This is a genomic window from Streptacidiphilus monticola (assembly GCF_042658505.1).
GTDB classification, from domain to species: Bacteria; Actinomycetota; Actinomycetes; order Streptomycetales; family Streptomycetaceae; genus Streptacidiphilus; species Streptacidiphilus monticola.
Map to the genome: position 1 here is coordinate 24,756 of NZ_JBHSQJ010000042.1, position 10,993 is coordinate 35,748.

8 protein-coding genes are annotated in these 10,993 nt (G+C 73.3%); 2 read left to right on the forward strand and 6 right to left on the reverse strand.

All coding sequences use genetic code 11. The features are described from left to right. Positions 1–602 precede the first annotated feature (602 nt). The 4 genes from ACFP3V_RS11210 to ACFP3V_RS11225 form a co-directional block, all read right to left on the reverse strand. Positions 603–1,454, reverse strand: a complete 852-nt coding sequence (locus ACFP3V_RS11210) for an endo alpha-1,4 polygalactosaminidase (RefSeq protein WP_380582582.1) — start codon at positions 1,452–1,454, stop codon at positions 603–605. Between the two features lie 215 nt (positions 1,455–1,669). Next, positions 1,670–3,073, reverse strand: coding sequence for a hypothetical protein (locus tag ACFP3V_RS11215; RefSeq protein ID WP_380582561.1), 1,404 nt, complete (start codon positions 3,071–3,073; stop codon positions 1,670–1,672). Beyond that, positions 3,070–4,554 (reverse strand): GT4 family glycosyltransferase PelF, encoded by a 1,485-nt coding sequence (pelF, locus tag ACFP3V_RS11220; protein WP_380582563.1) that lies wholly within the window; start codon positions 4,552–4,554, stop codon positions 3,070–3,072. The genes ACFP3V_RS11215 and pelF overlap by 4 nt, the downstream gene beginning before the upstream one ends. 30 nt (positions 4,555–4,584) lie before the next feature. Continuing rightward, positions 4,585–6,792, reverse strand: a complete 2,208-nt coding sequence (locus tag ACFP3V_RS11225; RefSeq protein WP_380582565.1) for a hypothetical protein — start codon at positions 6,790–6,792, stop codon at positions 4,585–4,587. Positions 6,793–7,074: 282 nt separating this feature from the next. On the opposite strand from ACFP3V_RS11225, the gene ACFP3V_RS11230 reads away from it, so the two are divergent. After that, the gene (locus tag ACFP3V_RS11230; RefSeq protein WP_380582567.1) at positions 7,075–8,241 is read left to right on the forward strand and encodes a winged helix-turn-helix domain-containing protein; all 1,167 of its coding nucleotides are present in this window, start codon (positions 7,075–7,077) and stop codon (positions 8,239–8,241) included. Here the strand turns inward: ACFP3V_RS11230 and ACFP3V_RS11235 are convergent. Then, positions 8,234–8,989 (reverse strand): response regulator, encoded by a 756-nt coding sequence (locus tag ACFP3V_RS11235; protein WP_380582569.1) that lies wholly within the window; start codon positions 8,987–8,989, stop codon positions 8,234–8,236. The two genes, ACFP3V_RS11230 and ACFP3V_RS11235, sit on opposite strands and share 8 nt — an antisense overlap. A 409-nt stretch (positions 8,990–9,398) precedes the next feature. After that, positions 9,399–10,034, reverse strand: coding sequence for a ribosome hibernation-promoting factor, HPF/YfiA family (gene hpf / locus ACFP3V_RS11240; RefSeq protein WP_380582571.1), 636 nt, complete (start codon positions 10,032–10,034; stop codon positions 9,399–9,401). A gap of 377 nt (positions 10,035–10,411) precedes the next feature. Between hpf and ACFP3V_RS11245 the strand changes: the two genes are divergently transcribed. Continuing rightward, positions 10,412–10,993 (forward strand): ComF family protein (locus ACFP3V_RS11245; RefSeq protein WP_380582573.1); only part of this gene is annotated, 582 nt, incomplete at its 3' end.

The following is a 10,993-nucleotide window of genomic DNA, read 5'->3' on the forward strand; positions in this document are numbered from 1 at the left end:
CGCGGCGGGGACGGGGCCGGGGGCCAGCCGAGGGGCCCAGCGGAGTTCGGAGGGCGTCGCCCACGGGCCGGGGGAGGACGCCGGAGGGGTCGGCGGAGTAGGGACGGCGCCGACCCGAGGCCGAGGCTGAGGCCGGGCCGGCCAAGCGGGGTCGGCGGAACTTCGGAGGGCATCCGCCCGCAGGCCGAGCGAGGACACCGGAGGGGTCGGCGGAGTAGGGACGGCGCCGACCCGAGGCCGAGGCTGAGGCCGGGCCGGCCAAGCGGGGTCGGCGGAACTTCGGAGGGCATCCGCCCGCAGGCCGAGCGAGGACACCGGAGGGGTCGGCGGAGTAGGGACGGCGCCGACCCGAGGTCGGCAGAGGCCGAGGCCGGGCCGGCCAAGCGGGATCGGCGGAACTCGGAAGGCATCGGCCCCCAAGGCCGCGTGCAAAACGTCGGAGTCGGGCCGCGGAGCGGAGGGCACAGACCCCGGGGCCGGGATCGGGGCCCTGGGCTGGGCCGGGTCCCAAGAGGGGAGCACCAGACCGCCTCCCGCCCTGGCAGAGGCCGCGCGGCGGCCCGGCTGCGGCACAGAGGCTTGGGCCTGTCACCCCGGAGGGGTCAGCAGGGTGCGCGCCACGCCGTGAGGTCCAGCGTCTTGCGCATGGCGCTGAGGCCCAGCCGCTTGGCGGCCCGGCAGCGGGAGGCCGGATCCGCGCCCGCAGCGCCGCCGCTCCCCTGCCCGTCGACATCGACGTACTCCACCTCCAGCACGGCCTTGCCCGCCCGCAGGAAGGGCAGTGTCCGGCCGCACTCGTCGTACTGGGCACACTGCTCGACCACGGCGAAGTCGAAGTCCCGTACCAGCTGCGGGACTTGGTCGAGATCGTTCTTCAGCGCCACCGAGAGCCCGCGGTCGTGGGCCAGCCGGGCGACCATCCGGTTGAAGGACAACTGATCGGCCGCGGTGAGCGGGAAGCCGCTGTCGTTCGCGTAGCCGTCCACGTTGTCGGGTTCGACGGCGTCGAACCCCTTGCGCCGGCACTCGTCGAAGCGGGCGGCGATCAACGGCTCGAGCGCGGACAGCCGGCGGATGTCCAGCCACCGCTCGTCCGGCCAGCCGTCCAGCGGCCGACCGCGGAGGGCCGGGGCGAACGCGGCGCGGTCGGGGCGGAAGTCCTCCCAGGCGCCGACGTTGACGTAGCAGACGACGTGCCGTCCGCGCGCGTGCAGCGCTGCCACGGTGGCGGCGGACGTCTCCTGTCCGTCGACGTCGTAGACGGGCACGTCCGGGGAGAGGTCCACCCGTCCCGAGAGCTGCCACTGCCAGTCGGTCCCGGGGCGCGGCACCCATCGGGAGGATGCCGTGCCGTCCCCACTACCGGCGCTCGGGCTGCCAGGCGAAGCCGTGGACCCGCCCGGCGCGGGCGTCGCCGCCGGATGCCCCCCGCCACCACAGCCCGCGAGTACCAGCGCGGCAGCCACCGTCGCCGTGGCCCACCCTGACCACCGTCGCACCCACGTCCTCCTCCACGCGTGACCAGCCCTCCCTCACCTCACCACAACCGTCCACCAGTTCGGCCGTCGCCACACACACTGAGCGGACCGGTCGGACCGCGCGGACCGGTCGGACCGGGCGGATCGGGCGGATCGGGCCGGACCCGGGGCGGCGCCTGCCCGCTCCGCGGCTACCGGTGGCGAGTGGCGTCGACCGAGGCGCGGACCGCCGTGGCGAGCAGTGCGACGGCGGCGACCGCGCACACCACCGCCTGGGCCACGGGCGGCTGGACGCCGCCGCGCAGGCAGGCGAGCAGGGCCAGGGCCGCTCCGGCGCAGAGCAGCATCGCCCGGGACGCCAGGCCGAAGGACTGCAGCAGTTGGGCGCTCCACACCGCCGCGCCCAGCGCGGGTATCGCGATTCCTCCCGGCAGCGCCGCCGGGCCTGCCCACAGCAGCGTGACGGCCAGCACCAGGGCGGTCAGGACCAGCAGGTACCCGCCCAGGCAGCGCAACAGCACGGCCGCCACCGCGCGTTGGAACTCCCCCGGGGAGCCGCTGCGGCCGAGGGCGGCGTCCGCATCGCCTCGGCACTCCGTCAGGAACCACTCCGCGCCGCCCATGCTCAGGGTCAACGCCACGGTGGCCGGCCCGACATGAGCCAGCGTCAGGCCTGCGACGGCCGCTCCGAAGACCACGTGCACGGCCAGCTCGACCGTCGCCCGCCGGTCCAGGCCCGGCAGGGCGGCCAGCGCAGCGCCCACGACCGCCCCCGTCTCCTCGCGGACCGCGGTCCACGCGGTCCGCACGGTGAGCAGCATGGCTGCGGCCAGGAGCAGTGCGCCTGCCCACCCGGGCGGGGAGGGCAGCCCGTGGCGCGCGGCGATAACCCAGCACCCGCCGGCCGCCACGGGCAGCAGGGCCACCAGCAACTGCCGTTCCCGGCCGAGGACGAGCAGCAGCGTCGCCGTCGCGAAGTACAGCGCCTGCCCGCAGCCGAAGGCGGCGCTCCTGCCGAAGCCGTCGAAGGCCGGCACCACGAGACAGGCCGGGACCAGCCCGGCGACGCCGCCACGCAGCAGCGAGCCCGCGGCACGGGCCCGGTCGCCGCCATGCAGCCAGCCGTAGGCGCGGTGCGCCACGGCCTGGCTCCAACTCCAGCTGAGCAGGAGCCCGATGACCAGACCGGCACCGAAGTGCAAGCCTGGCCCTACCAGCAGGCCGGCTGTAGCGGGCAGCGCGAACAGCACGCCGCGCAGGGCGCACCGGGCTGCGGAGACCTGCCACCACGGGCGCCGTCCCCCGTCCTGTGCCGGGTCCGCGGTCCGCCGCGCCTGGTCGAACAGTTCACGGGCCAGGACGAAGGCGTCCTCCCGCCCGTAACGGAGTCGGATCTGCCGGTCGCTCAGGCCCTCGGCCTCGATCCGTGCGGCCACCTCCAGCGGGTGGACCGCGCGTGCGGCCAGACCCCCGAAGCGCTCGACGAGTTCCGCCGCTGGGTCGTCGGCAGATCCCGTGCACGCCAGGCTCTCCGGCCCGCCTCTCGGCCTCGGCAGGGGGGCTGCGGGGCGGCTCGTGGGATCGAAGGCGCTCATGCCGCCCGCACCTCCGCCCGTGGCCGCTGCGAGGACCGCTCGACCGTTGTGGCGGCGGGTGCGCCGACACCCGACCCGGCGTACAGGGCCCGATAGGCGGCCACCGTGCGGTCCACGGTGAAGTGTTCGAGCACCCGGGCCCGGGCCGCGGCACCGAGCGCCCGCCGTCGCCCGGCGTCCCGCAGCAGCTCGACCAGGGCCTGCGCCATAGCAGCAGGCTCCCGGGGCGGGACCAGCAGGCCGGTGTCGCCCACGGCCTCGGCGACGCCGCCGACGTCGGTCGAGACCGTCGGCCGCCCGACGCTCATCGCCTCGATCACGCTGAACGGGAAGCCCTCCGAGATGCTGGAAAGCGCAACCACGCTCCCTGCCGCGTAGGCCTCGCGGACCTGCGCGATGCGTCCCTCGAAGGCCACCTGCTCGCCGATCCCCAACTTCGCCGCAAGATCTCGCAGTTGGGCCTCATAGTGCTCCGCCCCCCGGGGCGCCGCGCCGAAGAGCCGGAGCCGCAGGCCGGGAACCTCGCGGGCGGCCAGGGCCACGGCCCGCAGCAGCGTCTCGAGGTCCTTGATCGGATCGATCCGCCCGGCCCAGCTGACGGTCGGCTCCTCGGGTTCCGCCTCGGCCACGGCGAAGACATCCGGATCGACGCCGTTGTAGACCGTCCGGATCCGGCTCGGCTCGCAGCCGCCCTGCTCCTCCCAGCGACGGTTGTAGCGGTTGCACGGCGCGACCACGTCCGCACCCCGGTAGCTCTCCTCGGCCAGCAGCCGGTAGAAGCCCAGCATCAGCGCGCGCACCGGGCGGGCGAAGTCCTCCTCGTTCATGCACAGATAGCGCTCCCGCAGGTAGATGCCGTGCTCCGAGAGGATCAGCGGCACCCCGTGGAACCGTCTGGCGGACAGGCCCGGCAGCACCGCGAGCCCTCCGGTGACGGCATGCGCCACGCCGCGGGCGGGCGGCTGCACCGCCAGCGGCCGCAGCGCGTGCTCGAGCAGGTCGGTGGCGGTGATGGCCTCACGGAGGCTCGGCCGGTCCTGACAGGTGCTCAGGAACGGCATCCGCCACAGCTTCTGCAGCGTCCGCACGGCGCCCTCGCTGCGCAGGGCCTCGGTCAACGACCAGCCGGTGAGGGCGAACTCGGCCAGCTCGTAGAGCTCCTCCGCGAAGTACGGCTCGAAGTCCGGGTCGAGCAGCGCGAGCAGGAAGCGCTCGTAGCCGCTCAGGAACCGCCGCAGCGTGCGGCCCCGGGCGACCCGACCGGTGGGGGGCGGCCCCCACAGGGGCACCGAGCTGACCGAGGCGACCTGCGCCGGGAGCGGCCAGACGACCGGTTCCTCGCCGCTGGCGGTCAGTCCGAGCACGTGGAAGCGCAGTTCGGGCATGCCGCGCACGAGCTGGTCGCACCAGGTGCTGACGCCTCCGTGGACGTAGGGATAGGTGCCTTCGGTGAGCAGGGTGACGTCTGTGGGGACGTGCACGATGGTTCCCCCCTGGATCCGGACCTGCGACTAGTGGCTGCCGAGGAGCTTGGCCGCCCCGGACAGCGTCAACCGCACCGGTGCCAGCAGCGAGTTCGGCACGTACGGCTGACTGCTGGCACTGCTTCCCGTGCCGGCGCTCGGCGCGGAGCCGGCGCTCGGCGCCGAGCCGGAGGCGGGCGTGGCCGCGCCGCTGAGCTTGAGCGACACGGAGCTCTGCAGCAGCCCGGGGCTCACCCAGCCGGAGAGCTCTCCCGCGTAGCCGGTGCCCACGGCCGAGGTGCCGAGCAACTGCTGCTGCACGGTGCCGTTGGGCATGGTGACCTGCGCCGCCGTGCCGCTCGGCGCCTGCACGGTGACCGTGCCGCCCACCCGGTAGGCGGTGACCTTTCCGGCGGCGAGGGCGGCCTGCCAGGCGGCGCGCTGCTTCAGCTCGGCGCCGATGGCCGACTCACGCAGGTTGAGCAGGGGCGCGTTGTCGGCGATCAGCGCGCTGTACCGGTCCAGGATGCCGTCGAGCACCGGGTAGGCGATGCGGTCCTCGGCCAGGTTGGACTGGTGGATGTAGTGCGGCAGTGGGCTGTCGGCCAGCACGTGGCCGAGGTCGATGCGGACCTCCAGCGGCACGATGTAGTCGGCGTACCCGGTGCTCTCGTCGAGCGGCGCGGGCATGCAGCTCGTGGTGGCCGGGTTGGCCGTGCAGATGCCGCTGCCGCCCTGGGCCGTGCTGGTGTAGAGCCAGTTGTACTCGTCGACCTCGTCGGCGGTGGTGCCCGCGTTGTAGTAGACGTTCATCGGGTACCGCGGCACGGTCAGCGTGCTGCTGCCGACGGCCCGCTGGTCCGCCTCACGGGAGTGGTCGCTGCCGGTCCAGCGGACGCCGGAAGCCGCCAGCGACGTGGCCAGGTTGGGGTTGTCCACAGGTTGCTGCGGCAGGGTCTTCAGGCCCGAGTGCTCTCCGGTGACCAGCTCCGTGTTGTCGACGGGCAGCCCGTGAGCGGCGGCCCACTGCTGGTTCTTCTGGACCGCCGTCCGGATGGTGCTCTCGCTGACCCACTGCGTGTTGCCAGCGGTGTCCTTGCCGCAGGACCAGGGCACCGTCGCGATGTCCTGCACGCAGCCCAGGAACGGGTGGTCGTAGGTGTGGTTGACCCAGCGGAAGGAGCTCTTGGCGGCGAGCAGCGAGGTGGTCAGCGGGTCGCTGCCGTTGGCGGCGACCGCGTCGTCGCTGCCGCCTCCGTTGAAGAGCAGGTCCAGGGTGAACTTGCGCTGCTGCGACCACTGCTGGGCATAGGTCACGTCTGCGGGGGTCATCCGGATCTCGGAGGGCGCCGGGGTGCCCTGGCAGGCCGAGGCCGCGTCGCCGGGCGTGCACTTGGCGGTGCTGCTCCAGCGATCGTCGGGCAGGAACACGTCGTCCACGTGGACCTCGAAGTAGTCGCGGTCGTAGCCGAGGTGGACTCCCTGGGTGGCCCAGTCGACGATGCCGCGGGCCAGCAGTCGGAACTGCTGCTGGTACTGGTTGTACGCGAAGGTGAGCACGAGTTCGGACCGGCCGTCGTGGTCGTACTGGCCCGCCAGCACCCCCTGGGCGCTGCTGCCCGGAATGGGCGCGGTGACCAGCGGGGTGAAGCTCGCCCCGGCGGCCTGGGTCGCCAGAGGCGTTGCCAGGTAGCCATAACTCTCGGTCACGGCAGGGTCGTTGTCCTCGAAGGGCACGCTGCCGCGCAGGTACGTGAAGGGGCCCGACAGGCCCGCCGCGGTGACCGTCCCTGTGGTGCCGTCCAACGGGCCGATGTACCCCGGGTTCGCCGCCCAGTTGAGGCCGACCGCGGGCTGGGCGTACGTGTAGGCGTCGACCTGGCGCACGCCGTACGTCTGCTCGTAGGCGGCCAGGGCGGTCAGCTCGTCGGCGCTCAGCCCGGCAGGTGCGTTGTTCGGCAGCACGACCGCCTGGTACCTGGCCTCGGCCTGCCCGGAAGAGGTGGTCGTGGCGAGGAAGGCGGCGTTCAGCACGGGCCGGCTGGCACTGCCGAGGTCCACCCGCGTGTACGGGGTGCCGGCCAGATCCAGCTCGTTGGCGATGGCGGCCACCGCGGGACCGCCGTCGTCCACGACGAGCAGGCGCAGGTCGATCCGCGGCGAACTCGCCGCGAAGGCCGTGCCGGTGGGCGGCGCGGCGAGCGCCAGCAGTCCGGCCACGGCGCAGGCCGCGGCCCAGCGGGTGCGACGACCCATGGTGTACCCCTCCCGTCGGCGCACCCCGGGCACGCCGCAGTACGCATGCCCGCGAGCCCACGGCCCGGCATGCCGAAAGTGATGGAATCCCCCTGTGCGAACACGCAGTCGGCGCTCTGTGAGCAGCTCGCTGCGTTGCGTTCATATGCTAGGAGGCCGGTCCGACCATCCCGCCGTCCAAGGCCGGAGAACCACTCGGACGTGTGACGTTTTGTGTCCGCGTTCGGAAGGCGACCGCCCGGCCCCGCGGCCTGTCAGTGGTCCCGTCTACGCTCGGCCCACATGAGCACCCTGCTGAGCGCCGACCACGCCCGCCGCATCGCCCTGCGCGCCCAGGGCCTGCTCGGGGCCCCCGACCGCCGGGCGGGAGTGCGCGGCGTGCTGCGTCACCTGGGCGCGGTCCAGCTGGACACCATCTCCGTGCTGGCCCGCTCGCACGAACTGGTGCCCTACGCGCGGCTCGGCGCCGTCGGCCGGGAGGCCGTCGAGCGCGCCTACTGGAGCGGCGGGGCGTCGTTCGAGTACTGGTCCCACGCGGCCTGCGTGCTGCCCGTCGAGGAGTGGCCGCTGTTCGCGTTCCGCCGCCGGCGCTTCCTCGCCCGCGGCCACCGGTGGCACCGGATGGAGGACGCGGACCGCTCCTGCGCCGAGGTGCTCGCCCGGCTCCGGGCCGACGGTCCGCTCACCGCAACGGAGTTGGGCGGCGCCAAGAAGGGCGGCGTCTGGTGGGACTGGTCCGAGACCAAGATCGCCGTGGAGTGGCTGCTCGACACCGGCGTCGTCGTCTGCGGCGAACGCCGCGGCTGGAAACGCGTCTACGACCTCGCCGAACGCGCCGTCCCCGCTGAGCTGTTGGCGCAGGAGCTCGAAGACGCGGACTGCCTGCGCCGCCTGGTCGGGCAGGCCGGCGCCGCGCTCGGCGTCGCCACGGTGAAGGATCTCGCCGACTACCACCGCCTCAAGGTCGACCAGGTCACCGCCGCCCTGCCGGAGAGCGGCCTGGTCCCCGTCCAGGTCGCCGGCTGGGGCCGCGACGGCCGGCCGGCTGCCGCCTGGGCCGCCCCTGAGGCCTTGGCCACGGAGCCGCGCGGGCGGCACCGCACCACCCTGCTCTCCCCCTTCGACTCACTCGTCTGGGACCGGTCGCGCACCGAGCGGATCTTCGGCCTGAGTCACCGACTGGAGGCCTACACCCCGCGTGAGAAGCGCGTCCACGGGTACTTCGCCATGCCGCTGCTGGCGGGCGGCCGACTGGTGGGCCGCGTCGATCCCGCCCGGGAGGGGCGCACCCTGATCGCCCGTCAGCTCTCGGTGGACAGCGCCCGGCACCTGCCCGCCCTGGCCCAGGCCCTGCGCGAGGCCGCTTCCTGGGTCGGCTGCACCGACGTGCGCGTCGAGCGCCTGCACGACGAATCGCTTCGGCCGGAGCTGGAGAAGCTGCTCAGCTGATCTCGAGGATCTTCTCCCGCATCGCGTAGACCACCGCCTCCATCCTGGAGTGCAGTTGCAGCTTCTCCAGGATGTTGCGGACATGGTTCTTCACGGTGTTCTCGCTGATGAACAGCTGCCGGGCGATGTCCTTGTTGTTCAGCCCGGTCGCCACCAGCTTGAGCACCTCCATCTCACGGTCCGTCAACCGCGGGGCGGGCACGAGAGGTTTCTCGTCCGAGCGCTGCTTGATCATCGACTTGAACTCGGTCAGCAGCTTGGCCGCCATGGCGGGGCTGATCTGCGACTGCCCGTCCGCCACCGCGCGGATGGCGGTGGCCACCTCGTCCGTGGAGATTTCCTTGAGCAGGTATCCGGTGGCACCCGCCTTGATCGCCTCGTAGAGGTCGGCCTCCTCGTCGCTCATCGTCAGCATGATGATCCGGGCGCTCGGCGCGACCTCCTTGATCGCCGTGCAGGCCTCGATCCCGCTGCGCCGCGGCATCCGCACGTCCATCAGCACGATGTCGGGCAGCAGGTCCGCCGCCTGCTCGACCGCCTCCGAGCCGTCCCCCGCCTCGCCGACGACCTGGATGTCGTCCTCCTGCGCCAGCACGATCTCCAGGCCCCGGCGGAACAGGGCGTGGTCGTCCACCACGAGGACGCGGATCGGCTCCGGCGCGGACCGGCCCCGCTGCCCGGGTATCTCCAGCTCGCCCTCCCGCTCCTCGCCCACGGCGCGGCGCAGCGTCTCCCAGCGCTCGTCCATCCGGTCCTCCCCCTCGGTGGTCGGGTGTACGCGCAATGATTCCACGTGGCAAGCACGTTGAGATCAGCCCGCAGCGCCCGGTTCCCTCGAAAGTGCGGCGTGCGCCCGACCCGGCGACGACGGCGCTGGAGCCTGTCCGGCGGATCTGTCCGGACCAGCCGCGCCGCTCCCCCACCCTTCGAGCGGGAGGTACCCCCAGGTGCGGCCGGCTCCAAGGCGGCGGAGCGCCCTCGTGCCGGACGTGGTTGGGCGCTTCCGCGGGAGGGCGGCACCTGCCCGCCGGAGGCTGGGGGAGGCTGTGCCGGACGGCGCGGGCCGGGAAAGATCCCGTCGGACAGGCCCTCACGCGGTGGTCCCCGGCCGCAACCGGGGACCACCGCTGTTCGGAAGGTGTTCGGAAGGCGCCTTCCTACTCCAGCTCCTCCACCTTCAGGTGGATCACGCCGTAGTCGTAGGCGTGCCTGCGGTACACGACGCTCGGCATCATGGCGTCGGAGTCCACGTACAGGTAGAAGTCGTGGCCGACGAGCTCCATCTCGTAGAGCGCCTGGTCCAGGGTGATCGGCACGGCGGCGTGGGTCTTCTCGCGGACCACCATCGGCCCGTCGCCCTCGACCTCGACGGACCCCATCCGGGTCCGCTTCAGCTCCGGGCTCAACTCCTCGGCCGCGACGGCGCCGGCCTCCTCGGGCAGCGTCGCCGTGGCCTTGGACACGCTCAGCGGCGGTGCACCCTTGTGCACGGCCCGGCGGTCCTTCGCCTTGCGGAGCTGGGCGTCGAGCTTGGCCGACGCCAGGTCCAGCGCCGCGTAGGGGTCTCCCGCGGAGGCCTCGGCCCGGATCACCGGCCCCTTGGTGCGGACCGTGATCTCCACCCGGTCGCAGTTCTCGGCCTGGCGCGGGTTGCGCTCCTTGGACAGCTCCACGTCAGCGCTGATGACCTTGCCCTTGCCGTCCAGCTTGCTGATCCGGGAGAGCTTGTCGCTGACGTGCTTGCGGAACCGCTCGGGAACCTCGGTCTTGCGACCCTTGACGACAATGTCCACGCAGTTCTCCGATCCCTTGCGCTTCGTACGCGGCGGGCCCGCCGGGCCGCCGCGCCCATCGAGGACGCAGTCCCGCCCACTCGTTCGGACGGACCGCCCTCAACCCCTTCCTCCCCACTCGTTTCGGTGAGAACCCCATCGAACAACGCTTCAGCGGATTCTGCCCGCCGAAACCGGAGGAATCCGGAGGTCGGGACGTTCATACGTTCTGACCTCCCAAAATCTCCCCATCCGGACCCCTTGTACAGCCCCCGGGAAGCGGCTACCCCCGATCGGATGAACAGCGGGTGAACCCCCGACGGACCCGACGGCCATGCAGCATCCTTGCCCCCGGCGGATCCGTCCTGAACATCCCGGCACCGACGGGAGGAGCAGCCGTGTCCCACCCGGTCGTCCCCACCGCCCAGACCCCCTTGACCCGGCTCGCCGAGGCCGTCCTCGACGTGCTGCTTCCCGACCGCTGCCTCGGCTGCGGCTGTCCCCACACCCAGCTGTGCCCCGACTGCCGCGCCCGGCTCGAGGCCGCACAGCCCTTCCGCGCCCGCCCCGCCCACGCTCCACCCGGACTGCCCGAGACCTACGCGGCCGCCGGATACGAAGGACCGGTCCGCCAGGCGCTGTTGGCACACAAGGAACGCGGCGCCCTCGGGCTGGCCCGTCCCCTCGGCACCGCGCTGGCCCGGGCCGTCTGCACCGCCGTGCCCGTGGGCGTGGCCAGCCGCGGCGCCCCGCTGCTTCTGGTGCCCATGCCCTCCACCCGAGCCGCGACTCGCGCCCGCGGACACGACCCCACCCGGCGGCTGGCCCGGCGTGCCGCCGCCGTCCTGCGCACGGGCGGCGTACCCGCCCGGGCGCTGCCCGCCCTCGCCCACCGGCGCCGGGTGGCCGACCAGGCGGGACTCGGCGCGGCCGGCCGCCTGGAGAACCTCCGCGGCGCGCTCGGCACCGCTCCCCGCTGG

Bases quoted from the DNA above. Each gene is read 5' to 3' on its own strand.
- ACFP3V_RS11215 (WP_380582561.1), bottom strand. From the start codon at position 3,073: ATGAGCGCCTTCGATCCCACGAGCCGCCCCGCAGCCCCCCTGCCGAGG.
- ACFP3V_RS11225 (WP_380582565.1), bottom strand. From the start codon at position 6,792: ATGGGTCGTCGCACCCGCTGGGCCGCGGCCTGCGCCGTGGCCGGACTG.
- ACFP3V_RS11230 (WP_380582567.1), top strand. From the start codon at position 7,075: ATGAGCACCCTGCTGAGCGCCGACCACGCCCGCCGCATCGCCCTGCGC.
- ACFP3V_RS11235 (WP_380582569.1), bottom strand. From the start codon at position 8,989: ATGGACGAGCGCTGGGAGACGCTGCGCCGCGCCGTGGGCGAGGAGCGG.